The following is a 14,248-nucleotide window of genomic DNA, read 5'->3' as shown; positions in this document are numbered from 1 at the left end:
CCCGACCGTAGCCCGCGCGCCATACTCCCTCCGTGACCGCGACCCACCCCGCCCCCGGCCCGACCGCGCCGACGTCCGACCGCGCGCGCACGGCGTACGCCGTCAACGCCGGCGTCGCCTGGTTCGGCATCGTGACGACCCTCGTCGTCTCCGCGCTCGACGGCTATGCGCGGATCCCGGTGGAGGCCGGTCTCTACGGCGACACCGCGGCGGGCGCGGCCGGCTCGCTGGCGCGCGTCACCGACACGTTGAGCTACTTCACGATCTGGTCCAACGTCGTCGTCGCCGTCTCGGTGACCCTGTTGCTCGCACGGCCGCTGCGCGACACCCTGGCGCGCCGGGTGCTGCGCCTGTCGGGCCTGCTCATGATCACCGTCACCGCGATCGTCTACCAGGTGCTGCTCGCGCCCGCGGCGACGATCGTGGGCTGGTCGCGCCTGACCGACCCGGTGCTGCACGTCGTCACGCCCCTGCTCACCGTCGTGGTCTGGGCGGTGTGGGGGCCGCGCGGCTGGATCACCCGGCGCGAGGTGCCGCTGGCGCTGGTGATCCCGCTCGTCTGGATCGCCTGGATGCTGGCCCGCGGCGCGGTCGTGGACGCCTACCCCTACGGCTTCGCCAACGTCGAGGACCTCGGCTACGGCCCGGTGGCTGTGACGCTGCTCGTCATCCTGGTCTTCGGGCTGGTGGTGGCGGCGGTCTTCTGGGGAGTGGAGCGCGCCCTGCTCCGGCGCACCTCGACGCGCGCGACCCCCCGGGAGGCCGAGGAGCCGGCTGTCTAGTCGAGGGGCGCGGCGGCGCCGCAGGAGTGCTAGACCTGTGGGGTCGCCGAGACCGGGAGGTCGGATGAGCACCACGTCCTGGCGGTTGCCGGAGGCCGCGCACGGCTGGGTCACTGACGGTGGCCTCGAGACCGACCTGATCTTCCACCGCGGCCTCGACCTGACCGACTTCGCGTCGTTCCCGCTCCTCGACGACACCTTCGGCCGCGCAGTGCTCACCGACTACTTCCGGGCGTACGCCGACGTGGCCGCGCGAGCCGGCGCGGGGCTGCTGCTCGAGACCCCCACCTGGCGCGCCAACGGGGACTGGGGCGAGCGGCTCGGCTACGACGCCCAGGCGCTGCACCGGGTCAACCACGACGCGGTCGGGTTCCTGCGCGGGCTCGGCGACGAGGTGGACGTGACCGACGTGCTCGTCGTCGGGGTGGTGGGCCCGCGCGGCGACGGCTACGTCGCGGGCGACCTCGACGCCGACCGCTACGCCGCCTACCACCGCCCGCAGCTCGCGGCCTTCGCGGGGGCCGGCGCCGACCTCGCGACGGCGTACACGCTCACGACGGTCGCCGAGGCCGTCGGGGTCGTGCGCGCGGCGCAGGACGTGGGCCTGCCCGTCGCGGTCTCCTACACCGTCGAGACCGACGGCCGGGTGCCCGACGGCACCACCCTCGGTGAGGCGGTCGAGGCGCTCGACGAGGCCACCGGCGCCGGCGCCGCGCACCTCCTGGTCAACTGCGCCCACCCCGACCACGTCGCGCCGGGCCTCGACCCGACCGCGCCGTGGACGAGCCGGATCGCCGGCCTGCGGGTGAACTCCTCGCGGCTCAGCCACGCCGAGCTCGACGAGGCCGAGGAGCTCGACGAGGGCGACCTCGCCGACCTCGCCGCCTCGACCCGTGCGCTCGCCGAGGCGCTGCCCGACGCGCGCATCGTCGGCGGCTGCTGCGGCACCGACGCGCGGCACGTCGCGGCGATGTGGGAGGGCTGGACGCCGGTCCGGCCGTGACGCCCGCGCGTCCTCGGGCGGGCACCCGTGGCCGCCGGAGGCACCGCGCGGTCACATCGGTGGTCGCCGGGACGTCGGAGGGTTGGCAGGATGCCCACGACGCAGGGGGAGACACGATGGAGCGAGTGGACCAGACGGAGATCTTCGAGGCCGAGCGGCCCCGGCTGCTCGGGATCGCGAGCCGGGTGCTCGGTGACCACGCGGAGGCGCAGGACGTCGTCCAGCAGGCGTGGCTGCGGCTCGACCGGGCCACGACCGGCGACACGACGGTCATCGACAACCTGCCCGCCTGGCTGACCACGGTCACCACGCGGCTCTGCCTGGACCGGCTGCGGGCCCGCACGCCCATGCCGTACGAGGACGTCGAGCTGGTCGGCGACGACGCGACCGCGCCCGACCCCGCCGACGACGTGGCGCTCGCCGACACGGTGGGCATCGCGTTGCAGGCCGTGATCGACCGCCTGTCCCCGCGCGAGCGGGTCGCCTTCGTGCTGCACGACAGCTTCGGCTTCGAGTTCACCACGATCGCGGCGGTCCTCGACTCCACGCCCGCTGCGGCCCGCAAGCTCGCGTCGCGGGCGAGGGCCAAGGTCGCGCAGCCCGCCGCCGACGACGCGCTCGCCGACTGGGAGGTGGTCGACGCCTTCATGTCCGCCGCGCGCGGGGGCGACCTCGTCCGGTTGCTGCAGCTCCTCGCCCCCGACGCCGTGGTGGGCGCCGACGAGGCCGCGGTCCTGGCCGGCACCCCGGCCTCGATCGAGGGAAGGGAGGAGGTGGCGGCCTTCTTCGACGGCAGCGCGCAGTCGGCGCTGGCCGTCTACGTCGGCGACCGGCCCGGCTCCGCGTGGTTCCTGCGCGGGGAGGCCAAGGTGGTCTTCGACTTCACCGTCGAGGGCGGCCTGGTGCGGGGCATCACCTTCCGCGCCGACCCCGACGTCCTGGCCCGGGTCGTACGCCGATCCGGCCCGGCGCGCGGCTGACGGTCACACCCGCGGCCCACCACACGTCAGACCAGCAGACCCCACGGAAGGAGAGACCATGAAGACCATGACCTGCCGCCAGCTCGGCGGCCCCTGCGACCTCGCGCACCGCGGCGAGAGCGCCGACGACGTGATCAACGCCCAGGACAAGCACCTCAAGCAGGCCGAGAAGGCCGGCGACGCCGCGCACCAGCCGGCGCGCGACGAGATGAAGGGCCGCTGGCGGCACCCGAAGAAGTCGCTCGGGTGGTACCGCGACATGAAGCAGGCCTTCGCGGACCTGCCCGCGGAGTGAGCTGCGCCGGCCGTCCCCAGTGAAGCAGCGACGGCTCAGCGAGCCCGGCGGTCGGCGAGCACCCAGGCCGCGCCGGCGCTCGCGGCGGTGACCCCGAGCACCGAGGGCCAGCGGCCCACCTTCTTGGCGAGCGGGTGCGAGACGCCCATCGCGGCCCAGTAGGCCGCGGTCAGCCCCGCCGTGAGCGGAGCGCCGCCGACGGCGTACCACTGGCGCGCCGCCAGCACGTTGGCGCCGAGCATCGCGGCTCCGCCGAGGGGGCGTACGCCGGTGCGCTGGGCGAGGGTGAAGCCGCCGACGAGGCCGGCGGCGAGCAGGGGAGCGGTCGGGACGCGGTCGAGGTCGGGCACGACGTCGAGCCTAGCCAGCGCACCCATGGCCAGGACCGGTGCGCGCACCCCACACTGGAGTCCCCGAGCGAAGGAACACATCGTGAGTGATCTGCAGGTCATCGCCACCATTCCCGCCAGGCCCGAGTCGGCCGCGGTCGTCCGCGAGGCGCTGACCACCCTGGCCGAGGCGACGCGTGCCGAGGAGGGGTGCGTGGCCTACGACTTGTTCGAGTCGGCCAGCGCTCCGGGCACGTTCGTCACCGTCGAGCGGTGGCGCGACGCCGCCTCCCTCGACGCGCACATGGGCACGCCGCACGTCGCCGCCGCCTTCGCGGCGGCGGAGGGTGCGCTCAGCGGCGAGGTAGCGATCCACCCGCTCCAGCCCGTGGGCTGAGCGCGCACGTCTGGGCGAGGCCGAGGGCCCAGCAGGTCGGGCACCCCCGGAGCAGGACCGCCGCCGGCACCACGAGCAGGAGGGCCCACGGACCGGCCCACGGCACCAGCACGAACGCCGCCACCATGAGCGGCAGGCCGAGCGCCCCACGGACGAGGTGGCGCGCCACGCTGCTGCTGGCGAACATCGTGTCGGGCTGGCTCACGAGGCGTGTTCGGCGCCGCGGTCCCGACGGATGGCGCCGCAACCGGCAGCCGTTCGTCCGGAAGTCGGCCTAGCGTGAGCGGCATGAGCGAAGACGACAGCACCCCGGTCTGGGTCCCGCCGCCGTGGGAGCCACCGATCGACGGCACGGAGGCCGAGCACCTGACGGGTGCGCTAGGAAGGATGCGCGCGACGGTGCGCTGGAAGGCCGACGGCCTCGACGAGGCCGGGCTGCACCACCGCCTGGACTCCTCCGCCCTCTCCCTCGGCGGCCTGCTGCTGCACCTGGCGATGGCCGAGGACTACTACCTCACGACCAAGCTGCGCGGCGAGGAGCTCGTCGAGCCGTGGCGCTCGCTGGGCCACGACGGCAGCGACGAGTGGGAGTTCGAGACCGACGTCTTCACGGCCGCGGAGGTCTACGCGATCTTCGACGAGGCGGTCGTGCGCAACACGCGGCGCATCGCCGACGCCGTGGCCCAGAGCATGGCCGAGGGCGGCGGGGGCCTCGACCTCGTCGCACACGTCGACGACGGCAACGGCAACCACCCCCGGCTGCGGCGCCTGCTCTGCGACCTGCTCGAGGAGTACGCCCGCCACACCGGTCACGCCGACCTGCTGCGCGAGGCCGTCGACGGCCGCGTCGGGGAGGACCCGCCGGAGGACTGGGTGCCGCCGTGGGTCGAGGTGCCCGCGCCTACTTCGAGGGCTTCGGGGTGTTGACGTTCACGTCGGCGCACTTCACCTTGGGGTTGAGCCCGACGTAGTTGAGCGGGCCGGCCACGATGTTGAGGGCGATGTCGCTGGTCTCGGAGCAGTTGGTCTTCGAGTCCTCGAAGTAGCCGCGCTGGTAGGCGGCGAACGCGCCGATCACCAGCCAGATCACCAGCAGGATGCCGATCAGTCGTCCCACGGGGGTGCCTCCTCGCTCGTGACGGCCTGGTGGCCATCTGGTGCGAGTCTGCTCGGAAGCCTCCGCGGCTGCCACCCTCCCAGGGGTAGGCGGGCCCGGGGAGCGATCGGGCCTAGGGTGCGCACATGGACATCGTCGCTGCGGTCTTCGCGGCTGGGGCCGCGCTCCTCCACGTCTACATCTGGGTGCTCGAGTCCTTCCGCTGGACCGAGCCCGCCACCCGCAAGGCCTTCGGCACCTCCGAGAGCGACGCCGAGACCACGAAGCCGATGGCCTACAACCAGGGCTTCTACAACCTGTTCCTGGCGATCATCACGCTCGCCGGTGTCGTCGCCGGGGGCACCGACAGCACGGTCGGTGCCACCCTGATGCTCGCCGGCACCGGCTCGATGCTCGCCGCCGCACTCGTGCTGGTCACCCACGACCGCTCGATGGTGCGGGCCGCGCTCACCCAGGGCACCCTGCCCGCACTCGCGGTGCTGGCGGTGCTGCTGTCGCGCTAGCTGCTACTGGCCCAACCAGGCGTGCACCGACGACACCACGGAGGCGCCCTCTCCGGTCGCGGAGGCCACCCGCTTCATCGAGCCCGAGCGGATGTCACCCCCGGCGAAGACCCCGGGCACCGTGGTCGCCAGGTCCTCGGGCGGCACGCCGTCGAGCCAGTGCTCGCGCGGGACGTCGCGGCCGGTGAGCACGAAGCCGCGCTCGTCGCGCAGCACGTCGGCCGGCAGCCAGCCGCACTCCGGGGCGGCACCGAGCAGGAGGAAGAGTCCGCGTGCCTCGACCCGCTCGCGCTCGCCCGTGTCGACGTCCTCCACCTCCAGCCAGGCCAGGTGCGAGACGTCGTCGGGACCGCCGTCGACGACCCGCGCGGAGCCGCGCACCGTGATGCGGGGGTTCCAGCGGATCTCGTCGATGAGGTAGGACGACATCGTCGCGGCCAGGTCGGGACGGCGTACGACGATGGTCACCGCGCTCGCGAAGCGGGCGGCGTGGATGGCCGCCTGGCCGGCGGAGTTGCCGCCCCCGACGATCACGACGTGGTCGCCCGCGAGCTCGCGTGCGGCCGCCATCGCGGCGCCGTAGTAGACCCCGCGCCCCACCAGCTCCTCGAGCGAGTCGACCCCGAGGCGGCGGTAGTCCACCCCGGTGGAGACCAGGACCGACCGCGCGCGTACGTCGCCGCCGTCGGTGTGCACGACGTGCGGATCGCCGTCCACGCCGGGCGTGAGGCCGGTCGCGGGCCAGCCGGTGAAGAAGCGGGTGCCGAAGCGGAGCGCCTGGCCGCGGGCGCGCTGGGCCAGCCGCATGCCGGAGATCCCGCGGGGGAAGCCGAGGTAGTTGCGGATCATAGAGCTGGTGCCCGCCTGCCCGCCGATCGCCTCGGCCTCGAGGCAGACCGTGGACAGACCCTCGCTCGAGGCGTACACGCTCGCGGCGAGGCCCGCGGGTCCGGCGCCGACGACGACCAGGTCGACCACCTCGTCGACCTCGATGTCGTCGGGGCGGCCGTAGAGCTGGTTGGCCAGGGAGCGCACGTCGGGGCAGTGCCCGCACCACCCGGCGAGCGACGACACCACCGGCCAGCGGCCCTCGTCCTCGGGGCAGTCGGCCATCACCTCGCGCCCGACCTCGCTGTCGGGGTGGTGCACGCCGGCCGGGAGGCCGACCCGGCCGAGGTAGTCGAGGAGCTCGCGGGTCAGCGCGTCGACCTCGGGGGTGATGATGCGGACGTTCTCCACGACCGGGGTGGCGACGGTGGCGTTCCACTCGTTGAGCAGCTCGCCGACGGCGCCGTGGAACTCCTCGTCGCGCGGACCCTGCGGCATCAGCAGCAGCGCGTCGACCTTGCCGGCGGCGACCGCGTGGCGGAAGGCCTGGTTGTCGTCGCGGAAGCGGCTGATGTGCGACACGATCAGCCGCCGCGCGGTCGGCACCGCCTTGCGGGTGCCGGCGATGAGGCCGTAGAGCTTGTCCTGCTCGTGGTCGCTGTCGATCACGAACAGCGCCACCTGGTGCCCCGATCCCAACAGGTCCTTGGCGCAGGCCTTGGCCGCGAGCTCGTCGCCCACCAGCCGTACGTCGTACTCCCGCTCGTAGCGCGCGAACGCCTCGCCGAGCACGTCACCGTGGCGGGCGGAGGCGATGACGATGGCAGGCGCTCCCATGGTGTGAAGCGTACGGGCCGACGGGCTCAGCCGGTGAGGTTGTGGACGTAGCACCAGCGCCACGACTCGTCGGGCTCGGCCGACTGCATCACCGGGTGGAGGGTGTCGTGGAAGTGGGCGGTGGCGTGCTTGCCGACCGAGGAGTCGCAGCACCCGACGTGACCGCACTCCAGGCACTGGCGCAGCGAGACCCAGCGGGTGCCGTCGGCCAGGCAGGTCGCGCAGGCGGGGTCGCTCGCGGTCTCGACCGCGGGATGGGACTGCAGGTCGTCGCACTGGCGTCCGGCGGTGAAGGCCAGCGAGCCGTTGCGCACCCCGGCGCGGGCCTCGACGCCGGCGTCGAGCATCGACTCCTCGATGTCGAGCATGCCGAGCACCTGGCTCACGACCTCGGAGGGGATCTTGCCCTTGCCGCGCACCTTGAGGACCTTGCTGCGCTCGGCCTCGATCATCTCGCCGCGGATGCGGGCGTAGAGCTCGGAGGGGGTCTCCTCGCCGACCGCGGTCGAGAGCTGCTCCCAGGCGGCGAAGGTGCGCTGGTCGAGGCGCGCGCGGATCTGCTCGCCGACGCCGTGGTGGTCGTCGTAGTCGAGCTCGTCGAGCCGGGCGAAGCCGGCGTCGGCGGCCTGCTGGAGCAGCGCGGCGCGCGCCAGGGCGTCCTCGGCCGGGTCGGGCGCGGGCACCTTCATCACCCGGGTCAGCAGCGGGAGCGTGAGCCCCTGCAGCAGGAGGGTGCCTGCCACCACGGTGAAGGCGACGAGCAGCAGCACCTCGCGGTGGGGCGCGTCCTCCGGGATCACGAACGCCGCCGCGAGGGTCACCACGCCGCGCATCCCGGCCCAGCCGATGAGGAAGGTCCACGAGGCCGGCAGCGGGTTGGCGCGCAGCCCGCGCATCAGCCAGGTCGCGTAGACCCAGGCCAGTCGTACGGCGATGACGGTGGCCAGGGTGGCGCCGCAGACGAGGGCGATGCGCTCGGTCGTCAGCGTCGAGTCGGCGACGTCGGCCAGGATCCAGTCGAGCTGGAGGCCGATGAGCAGGAAGACCGTGTTCTCCAGGACGAAGGCCACGGTGCGCCAGGTGATGCGCTCGGTGATGCGTGACTGGGCGGTCTGGATGATCGGCGCCTTGTGCCCGAGCAGGAGGCCGGCGACGACGACCGAGATGACGCCCGAGGCGTGGACCTCCTCGGCCGCGACGAAGGCGGCGAAGGGGGTCAGGAACGAGATCGCGGTGTCGAGCAGGGGGTCGGTGATCCGCTTGCGCAGCCAGGCGACGAGGGCGAAGAAGGCGATGCCGATGACGAGCCCGCCGCCGGCGGCGCGCACGAAGTCGACGCCGACGTCCATCAGCGCGACGCCGCCGGACAGCGCGGCGATCGCCGTGCGCAGCGCGACCAGGGCGGTGGCGTCGTTGAGCAGCGACTCGCCCTCGAGGATCGTCACCACCCGTCGTGGCAGTCCGATCCGGCGCGCCACGGCGGTCGCGGCGACCGCGTCGGGCGGCGCGACCACGGCGCCGATGGCGATGGCTGCGGCCCAGCCGATGTCGGGCACCAGCCACTCCACGACCGCGCCCACGGCGAGCGAGGTGAGCACGACCAGCACCACCGAGAGCCGCAGGATCGAGCCGCGGTTGGCGTTGAAGTCGACCAGGGACGTGCTGATCGCCGCGGCGTAGAGCAGTGGCGGCAGCAGCCCCAGCAGGACCACCTCGGACTCGAGGTGGATCGTCGGCACCCCCGGGACGTACGACGTCGCCGCACCGACGACGATCAGCAGCAGCGGCGCCGGGACGCCCACGCGGTCGCTGACGGCGGTCGCGGCCAGGACGACGGCGGCCATCGACACCAGCAGCAGGGCGAGCTCCACGCGGGGAAGTGTCTCACCTGCGGCGAGCCCTCAGCGGACGACGTCGTAGCGCTGGAGGGCGTCGTGGTCAGGCGGCGAGCAGGTCGTCGATCTGGTTGATGGCAAGCGACGAGCCCTCGACCACCCCCATCGCGAGCACCTTCTCGAGCCCCTCGGCGGACTCGTACGTCGCCACGAACGTGGCCCGGGTGCCGGCCTCGGTGGGGGTGAAGTCGTAGGTGTTGTGCGAGACCGGCATGGAGGTGTCGGGCGCGAACGTCTCGTCGAGCGCGAAGCCGTCGTCGAAGGTGAAGCGGCGCGGCTCGTCGACGGACGTGACGGTCCAGTAGGCGTAGTACCTCTCGCCCTCCGGGCTGGTCATGAAGTAGGTCATCCGGCCTCCCGGGGCGAGCTCGTGGTCGACGAAGGTCGCCGGGTGGGTCGGCGGCCCCCAGACCTGCTCGAGGCGGCGCGGGTCGGCGTAGACCTCCCACACCCGGTGGACGGGTGCGGCGAAGTCGGCGGTGATGGTCAGGGTGCGGGTGTCCAGGTCGTGGTGGACGTCGGTGACGGGCATGTCAGCGCTCCTTCTGGGCGGTGGTCTGGTCGGTGGTGGGGTCCTCGGTGGCGAGCAGCTCGTCGATGCGCGAGATCCGTCCGCGCCAGAGCGCCTCGAGCTCGGTGAGCATCCGGCCCACCGAGCGGACGGCCTCGACGTCGCCGCTCGCCAGCGCCTTGCGGCCCTCGCGCCGCTTGGACAGCAGGCCGGCGCGCTCGAGCACCGCGACGTGCTTCTGGACCGCCGCGAAGCTCATGTCGTGGTGCTGCGCCAGCGCCGAGACGGAGTGCTCGCCGGCGAGCACGCGGCGCAGGATGTCGCGCCTGGTGCGGTCGGCGAGCGCGCGGAACCACGCGTCGGCCCGGTCCTCGTCGCTGCTGCTCACGGGCCAAACCTACAACTAGATTGTTGTACGTTGTCAAGAACCCACCCGCCCGGGGGTGCAGATCGCTCGTCGTGGAATGAGATGAACGAGGAGAGGGTTACGATCCGACGTGGTGCGCCTCCGCGCGCCGTCCGAGAGAGAAGTGGGGCCTGGTCCGTGCAGAGACTCGAGGCAGGGCTCCGTCTCGGGGAGCGCTACGTGCTGCAGGAGCGCATCGCCTCCGGTGGCATGGCAGACGTGTGGAGCGGTCTCGACGACGTGCTGCAGCGCCAGGTGGCGGTCAAGATCATGCGGGCCGACCCCGACAACGAGGAGATCTTCGCCGAGCGCTTCCGCGACGAGGCCCTCCACTCCGCGGCGCTGATGCACACCAACATCACCACCGTCTTCGACTACGGCGAGGACGACCACCTCACCTTCCTCGTGATGGAGCTCGTCGACGGCCAGCCGCTGTCCGCGGTGATCCGCGACCAGGGCGCCCTCTCGCCGGAGATCGTCCGCTCGGTGCTGGCCCAGGCCGCGCTCGCCCTCGGCGTGGCGCACGAGGCCGGGGTGGTGCACCGCGACGTCAAGCCCGCCAACATCATCGTGCGCGAGGACGGCGTGGTGAAGCTGACCGACTTCGGCATCGCCCGCGCCATGGACGCCATCGGCCACACGCGCGTCGGCGAGATGCTCGGCACCCCCAACTACATCAGCCCCGAGCAGGCGATGGGGGAGCAGGCGACCGGCGCCAGCGACCTCTACGCCCTCGGCGTGGTGGCCCACGAGATGCTCACCGGCACCCGGCCCTTCGACCGGGGCACCCCGATCGCGACCGCCATGTCGCACGTCAACGAGCCCCCGCCGCCGCTGGGCGACGACGTGCCGCCCGACCTGCGCGCCGTCGTCGAGACGCTCCTCGAGAAGGACCCGACCAAGCGCCCGGCCAACGCCCACGACGTCGCGGCGATGCTCGGTGCCGCGACGGCGGAGCTCGCCGGCCTCGACCTCGACCTCGCCGCCGGTGTGCCGAGCGGCTACGTCGTCATGCCGATCACCCCGATCACCCCCATCAAGGTGCCCGTGAGCGAGGCCGACCGGGCGGCCGCACTCGACACCCCGACCGTCGCGTCGCGGCCCGAGGACCTCCTCGACTAGCTCGTCGCGCCTGCCACCGGCGTGCGGGCTGCCTCGTCGAGCAGCGCGGCCAGCGCCTCGGGCTGGGTGAACATCGGCCAGTGCCCGGAGTCGATGTCGACGACGTCCACGGCCGTGGCCCGGGCGAGCTCCGGGATGTCGCCGGCCGCCATCCACTCCCGTGCCTGCTCGGGGCTGTACTCCGGGCACACCATCGTCACCGGGACGTCGTAGCGCCTCTCGTCGCCGAGGCGCACCGTGCCCTGGGTGACGGCAGCGGGCACGGCGATCGTGCGCGCCGCGACCGACGCCTTCAGCTCGGGCGACATGTCGTCGGAGTCGGGCCCCTCGAAGGGGTCCCACCCCGGGAAGGCCACGACGCCGTCGACCGGCTCGAAGAACCCGAAGTAGGTCTCGCCGTCCTCGCTCGGCATCCCGCCGACCAGCGCCACGCGCGCCACCTTCTCCGGGCGGGCGTCGGCGGCCACCCACGCGAGCGCGCACGCGGCGGAGTGGCCGACCACGAGCGCAGGCCCACTGGCGGCGTCGACCGCGGCCACGACCGCCGCCACCTGGTCGTCGTACGTCGCCTCGGTGCCGTCGCCCTGGCCGGGCAGCGTCAGCGCCACCGGTCGGTGGCCGCGCGCCTCGAGGGCCGGCACCACCTGGTCCCAGGCCGATCCGTCGAGCCACATGCCGGCGATCAGCACGATGTCCATGGGTTCTCCTCCGTGTCGGTGTGGACCCGAGGTTAGGCCCGGTTCCGGACGCTCCACGACCGGAACAGGTGCCACCATCACTCCATGAGCGAGATCAGTCCGACCGCGCGGGCGCTGCGGGCGCTCGACATCCTGCAGGGCCGACCTGGTGTCACCGCCTCCGAGCTGGCCCAGCGCCTCGGCGTCACCGAGCGGGCGGCGCGGCGCTACGTCGCGATCCTGCGCGAGGCCGACATCCCGGTGGTGTCGACCCGCGGGCCCTACGGCGGCTACACGCTGGGCCGTGGCGTGCGGCTGCCGCCGCTGGTGTTCTCCGCGACCGAGGCGCTCGGGCTCGTGATGGCCGCGCTCGACTCCCAGCACGCCGTCGCCGATGCGAGCGACCCGGTCGGCTCCGCCCTCGGCAAGATCCTGCGGGTGCTGCCGACCAACGTCGCGCGCCAGGCGGTGATGGTGCGCGAGACCGCCCGCACGGTGCCGGAGCGGTTCCCCGCCAGGCCCGACCCCGCCGTCACCAGCGAGCTCGTCGAGGCGGTCGCGGCCCAGCGCCAGGTGCGCATCGGCTACCGCACCGCGGCCGGCAACCCCCGCTCCTTCGACGTCGACCCGTGGTCGGTCGTGGTGCGCTACGGCCGGTGGTACCTGCTGTGCCTGTCCCACCACGCCGCCGAGCTGCGCACCTACCGCGTCGACCGCATCACCGAGGTCACCCCGCTCGACGGCTCCTTCGAGGTCCCCGCCGACCTCGACCCCGCCGCCGAGCTCGAGGCCAACCTCGCCCGGGGCTGGGAGCACGAGACCCACGTCGTCTTCGCCGCCCCGATCGAGCAGGTGCGTCCGTGGATCCGCCCCACCCTGGGCGACCTGCGCGCGCGACCCGACGGCGGCTGCGAGCTCGTCGGCAGCACCAGCAACGCCGAGGCGTACGCCGGTGAGTGGCTGGCCGGGGTGCCCTTCGACTTCACCGTCGTCGGAGGGGAGGAGCTGCGCGCCGCGGTGCGGGCGGTGGCCGAGCGGCTGGCCCGCGCGGTGGGCTGAGGTCAGCGGCTGACCGCGACCTCCTGGCCGAGGGTCCAGCCGTCGGAGATCGGCAGGTAGTCGCCGCTCCAGAAGGTGCCGGGGTCGTACCAGGTGGCGCGCCGGTCGTCGCGCAGGATGCCCATCTCGATGTAGCAGCTGGCCACGATCTCAGCGCAGAAGGCCGCCTCGGGGGTGGCGCGCTGGCCGCGCTTGCGGCGCGGGACGTAGGCGTCGCGCCCGCGCAGCCACCGGGCACCGAGCTTGGCGATGCTGGGGAAGGAGACGCCGTCCAGGCGCGCCACCGTGCGCAGCATCCCGTCCTCCTCGTCGCGCCCGATCTCCGGGTGGAGCTGGCGGACCCAGGCGTCCTGGTCGTACTCCGTCTGCCACCGCGAGACCGCCTCGCGGAGGTCGTGCAGCTGCACACCGCGATGGTTTGCGCCGGTCCACATGTCCATCTGCCTCTTGCCGAGCTCGGCGTGGAAGATCAGCGGCGGCAGGTCGTCGACGACCACGGCCATGCCCACGTGGTTGACCGGCGAGTTGGTGACCGCGCGGATGGCCCGGTCGGGGGCCCGGCGCCCGCGGAACAGCCAGATGTCGCCGCTGCGGGTCAGGTCGACCGCCTGGTCGAGGGTCAGGGCCGGTGCCATGCGCGGAAGTCTGCCCCACCGCTCCTCGGCCGAGGGCTACTCTCGCGACATGCGCGTGTGGAAGCTGCTCGGCCTCGCCGGGATCCTGGCCGGGGTCGCCACCGGCGCGGCCGTCGCGCGTGACGAGCGCGTACGCCGCCACTACGACGCCGGCGAGATCCGCGAGCGGCTGCACAGGCGCCACGACGAGGCGCTCGCCCGCGAGGACACTGCTGGTTAGCCTCTCAGGGCCAGGCGCACCGCGATCGCGAGCATCACCACGCCGACCAGCACGTCGAGCACCTGCCAGGCACGCGGGCTCGCGAGGCGCGGCGCGGCCAGGCGGGCGCCGTACGCCAGCGCGCTGAACCACGCCACGCTGGCCACGCACGCGCCGAGCGCGAACCACCAGCGACCGGGTGCGCCGTGGGTGCCGGCGATCGAGCCGAGCAGGAGCACCGTGTCGAGGTAGACGTGGGGGTTGAGCCAGGTCAGCGCGACCGCGCGGGCCGCGACCGGGCCGCGGCGCTCGACGACCTCCTCGCCCACGGTGAGCGCCTGCGGGTGCCGCGCCCGGAGCAGGGAGGTCACGCCGTAGACGGTGAGGAACGCGACCCCGAGCCAGCGCACCACGTCGACCGCGACCGGCGCGCGGTCGAGGACCACGCCGATGCCGGCGACCCCGGCCACGATCAGCACCACGTCGGAGAGCGCGCAGATCGCGACCACCAGGCCGACGTGGCTGCGGCGCAGGCCCTGCCGGAGCACGAACGCGTTCTGCGCACCGATCGCGACGATCAGCGACAGGCCGGTCAGCAGTCCCGCCACCACGTCTCCCACGGGGCCAACCTAGGGGCTCCGCGGGAGGCACCCGCGACCCCGGTCGACCCCTG

General features: G+C 73.5%; 20 protein-coding genes. 10 read left to right on the top strand and 10 right to left on the bottom strand.

Annotated features, from left to right (window positions below; genetic code table 11):
* Positions 1 to 32: 32 nt before the first annotated feature.
* The 4 genes from ASG76_RS12585 to ASG76_RS12570 all read left to right on the top strand — a co-directional run bounded on the left by ASG76_RS12585 (position 33) and on the right by ASG76_RS12570 (position 3,060).
* Positions 33 to 782: a Pr6Pr family membrane protein gene (locus ASG76_RS12585; protein WP_056603604.1), complete on the top strand. Its 750-nt coding sequence runs from the start codon at positions 33 to 35 to the stop codon at positions 780 to 782.
* 64 nt (positions 783 to 846) lie between these two features.
* Positions 847 to 1,785 (top strand): homocysteine S-methyltransferase family protein, encoded by a 939-nt coding sequence (locus ASG76_RS12580; protein WP_056603601.1) that lies wholly within the window; start codon positions 847 to 849, stop codon positions 1,783 to 1,785.
* A gap of 125 nt (positions 1,786 to 1,910) precedes the next feature.
* Positions 1,911 to 2,765 carry a sigma-70 family RNA polymerase sigma factor gene (locus ASG76_RS12575; RefSeq protein WP_200948165.1) on the top strand — a complete coding sequence of 285 codons (855 nt, stop codon included), beginning with the start codon at positions 1,911 to 1,913 and terminating at the stop codon, positions 2,763 to 2,765.
* 58 nt (positions 2,766 to 2,823) lie between these two features.
* On the top strand, positions 2,824 to 3,060 hold the full coding sequence (locus tag ASG76_RS12570; RefSeq protein ID WP_056603595.1) for a hypothetical protein: 237 nt from the start codon (positions 2,824 to 2,826) through the stop codon (positions 3,058 to 3,060).
* A 35-nt stretch (positions 3,061 to 3,095) separates the two neighbouring features.
* On the opposite strand, the gene ASG76_RS12565 is transcribed toward ASG76_RS12570, so the two are convergent.
* On the bottom strand, positions 3,096 to 3,410 hold the full coding sequence (locus ASG76_RS12565; protein ID WP_200948164.1) for a hypothetical protein: 315 nt from the start codon (positions 3,408 to 3,410) through the stop codon (positions 3,096 to 3,098).
* An 82-nt stretch (positions 3,411 to 3,492) separates the two neighbouring features.
* Here ASG76_RS12565 and ASG76_RS12560 point away from each other — a divergent pair, with 82 nt between their 5' ends.
* A complete protein-coding gene (locus tag ASG76_RS12560; protein ID WP_056603592.1) occupies positions 3,493 to 3,786 on the top strand; it encodes a putative quinol monooxygenase in 294 nt (97 codons plus the stop codon).
* Here the strand turns inward: ASG76_RS12560 and ASG76_RS12555 are convergent.
* The gene (locus tag ASG76_RS12555) at positions 3,743 to 3,991 is read right to left on the bottom strand and encodes a hypothetical protein (protein WP_056603588.1); all 249 of its coding nucleotides are present in this window, start codon (positions 3,989 to 3,991) and stop codon (positions 3,743 to 3,745) included. The two genes, ASG76_RS12560 and ASG76_RS12555, sit on opposite strands and share 44 nt — an antisense overlap.
* Before the next feature lie 83 nt (positions 3,992 to 4,074).
* Here ASG76_RS12555 and ASG76_RS12550 point away from each other — a divergent pair, with 83 nt between their 5' ends.
* Entirely contained in the window at positions 4,075 to 4,713 is a 639-nt protein-coding gene (locus ASG76_RS12550) for a DUF664 domain-containing protein (RefSeq protein WP_056603585.1), read from the top strand.
* Here the strand turns inward: ASG76_RS12550 and ASG76_RS12545 are convergent.
* Positions 4,688 to 4,903 (bottom strand): hypothetical protein, encoded by a 216-nt coding sequence (locus ASG76_RS12545; protein ID WP_056603582.1) that lies wholly within the window; start codon positions 4,901 to 4,903, stop codon positions 4,688 to 4,690. The genes ASG76_RS12550 and ASG76_RS12545 overlap by 26 nt on opposite strands.
* Positions 4,904 to 5,028: 125 nt before the next feature.
* Between ASG76_RS12545 and ASG76_RS12540 the strand changes: the two genes are divergently transcribed.
* Positions 5,029 to 5,406, top strand: a complete 378-nt coding sequence (locus ASG76_RS12540) for a DUF1304 domain-containing protein (protein WP_056603579.1) — start codon at positions 5,029 to 5,031, stop codon at positions 5,404 to 5,406.
* A 3-nt stretch (positions 5,407 to 5,409) separates the two neighbouring features.
* Here ASG76_RS12540 and ASG76_RS12535 read toward each other — a convergent pair whose 3' ends face one another.
* The 4 genes from ASG76_RS12535 to ASG76_RS12520 form a co-directional block, all read right to left on the bottom strand.
* Positions 5,410 to 7,071 carry an FAD-dependent oxidoreductase gene (locus tag ASG76_RS12535; protein ID WP_056603575.1) on the bottom strand — a complete coding sequence of 554 codons (1,662 nt, stop codon included), beginning with the start codon at positions 7,069 to 7,071 and terminating at the stop codon, positions 5,410 to 5,412.
* Positions 7,072 to 7,097: 26 nt separating this feature from the next.
* Positions 7,098 to 8,942 (bottom strand): Na+/H+ antiporter, encoded by a 1,845-nt coding sequence (locus ASG76_RS12530; RefSeq protein ID WP_056603572.1) that lies wholly within the window; start codon positions 8,940 to 8,942, stop codon positions 7,098 to 7,100.
* Positions 8,943 to 9,009: 67 nt separating this feature from the next.
* Positions 9,010 to 9,498, bottom strand: a complete 489-nt coding sequence (locus tag ASG76_RS12525; RefSeq protein ID WP_056603570.1) for an SRPBCC family protein — start codon at positions 9,496 to 9,498, stop codon at positions 9,010 to 9,012.
* A gap of 1 nt (position 9,499) precedes the next feature.
* Positions 9,500 to 9,865: an ArsR/SmtB family transcription factor gene (locus tag ASG76_RS12520; RefSeq protein ID WP_056603567.1), complete on the bottom strand. Its 366-nt coding sequence runs from the start codon at positions 9,863 to 9,865 to the stop codon at positions 9,500 to 9,502.
* Positions 9,866 to 10,021: 156 nt separating this feature from the next.
* Between ASG76_RS12520 and ASG76_RS12515 the strand changes: the two genes are divergently transcribed.
* A complete protein-coding gene (locus tag ASG76_RS12515; protein WP_200948163.1) occupies positions 10,022 to 11,005 on the top strand; it encodes a serine/threonine-protein kinase in 984 nt (327 codons plus the stop codon).
* Here ASG76_RS12515 and ASG76_RS12510 read toward each other — a convergent pair.
* Positions 11,002 to 11,703, bottom strand: coding sequence for an alpha/beta fold hydrolase (locus ASG76_RS12510; protein ID WP_056603560.1), 702 nt, complete (start codon positions 11,701 to 11,703; stop codon positions 11,002 to 11,004). The genes ASG76_RS12515 and ASG76_RS12510 overlap by 4 nt on opposite strands.
* Positions 11,704 to 11,787: 84 nt before the next feature.
* Between ASG76_RS12510 and ASG76_RS12505 the strand changes: the two genes are divergently transcribed.
* Positions 11,788 to 12,741, top strand: a complete 954-nt coding sequence (locus tag ASG76_RS12505; RefSeq protein ID WP_056603557.1) for a helix-turn-helix transcriptional regulator — start codon at positions 11,788 to 11,790, stop codon at positions 12,739 to 12,741.
* A 2-nt stretch (positions 12,742 to 12,743) separates the two neighbouring features.
* On the opposite strand, the gene ASG76_RS12500 is transcribed toward ASG76_RS12505, so the two are convergent.
* Complete coding sequence (locus ASG76_RS12500; RefSeq protein WP_056603554.1) at positions 12,744 to 13,376, bottom strand: hypothetical protein; 633 nt, start codon at positions 13,374 to 13,376, stop codon at positions 12,744 to 12,746.
* A gap of 49 nt (positions 13,377 to 13,425) precedes the next feature.
* Here ASG76_RS12500 and ASG76_RS19420 point away from each other — a divergent pair, with 49 nt between their 5' ends.
* Complete coding sequence (locus ASG76_RS19420; protein ID WP_200948162.1) at positions 13,426 to 13,596, top strand: hypothetical protein; 171 nt, start codon at positions 13,426 to 13,428, stop codon at positions 13,594 to 13,596.
* On the opposite strand, the gene ASG76_RS12490 is transcribed toward ASG76_RS19420, so the two are convergent.
* The gene (locus tag ASG76_RS12490) at positions 13,593 to 14,195 is read right to left on the bottom strand and encodes a LysE/ArgO family amino acid transporter (protein WP_235529582.1); all 603 of its coding nucleotides are present in this window, start codon (positions 14,193 to 14,195) and stop codon (positions 13,593 to 13,595) included. The genes ASG76_RS19420 and ASG76_RS12490 overlap by 4 nt on opposite strands.
* Positions 14,196 to 14,248: the final 53 nt, after the last annotated feature.

It is taken from the genome of Nocardioides sp. Soil774, assembly GCF_001428125.1.
GTDB lineage: Bacteria > Actinomycetota > Actinomycetes > Propionibacteriales > Nocardioidaceae > Nocardioides.
The sequence above is the reverse complement of the archived record's forward strand: the minus strand, read 5'-3'. Positions and strand labels throughout refer to the sequence as shown.

What these genes read in the sequence shown, in the direction of transcription:
- ASG76_RS12580 (WP_056603601.1), top strand. Translation starts at nt 847, where the DNA reads ATGAGCACCACGTCCTGGCGGTTGCCGGAGGCCGCGCACGGCTGGGTC.
- ASG76_RS12570 (WP_056603595.1), top strand. Translation starts at nt 2,824, where the DNA reads ATGAAGACCATGACCTGCCGCCAGCTCGGCGGCCCCTGCGACCTCGCG.
- ASG76_RS12550 (WP_056603585.1), top strand. Translation starts at nt 4,075, where the DNA reads ATGAGCGAAGACGACAGCACCCCGGTCTGGGTCCCGCCGCCGTGGGAG.
- ASG76_RS12540 (WP_056603579.1), top strand. Translation starts at nt 5,029, where the DNA reads ATGGACATCGTCGCTGCGGTCTTCGCGGCTGGGGCCGCGCTCCTCCAC.
- ASG76_RS12535 (WP_056603575.1), bottom strand. Translation starts at nt 7,071, where the DNA reads ATGGGAGCGCCTGCCATCGTCATCGCCTCCGCCCGCCACGGTGACGTG.
- ASG76_RS12525 (WP_056603570.1), bottom strand. Translation starts at nt 9,498, where the DNA reads ATGCCCGTCACCGACGTCCACCACGACCTGGACACCCGCACCCTGACC.
- ASG76_RS12510 (WP_056603560.1), bottom strand. Translation starts at nt 11,703, where the DNA reads ATGGACATCGTGCTGATCGCCGGCATGTGGCTCGACGGATCGGCCTGG.
- ASG76_RS12505 (WP_056603557.1), top strand. Translation starts at nt 11,788, where the DNA reads ATGAGCGAGATCAGTCCGACCGCGCGGGCGCTGCGGGCGCTCGACATC.
- ASG76_RS12500 (WP_056603554.1), bottom strand. Translation starts at nt 13,376, where the DNA reads ATGGCACCGGCCCTGACCCTCGACCAGGCGGTCGACCTGACCCGCAGC.
- ASG76_RS19420 (WP_200948162.1), top strand. Translation starts at nt 13,426, where the DNA reads ATGCGCGTGTGGAAGCTGCTCGGCCTCGCCGGGATCCTGGCCGGGGTC.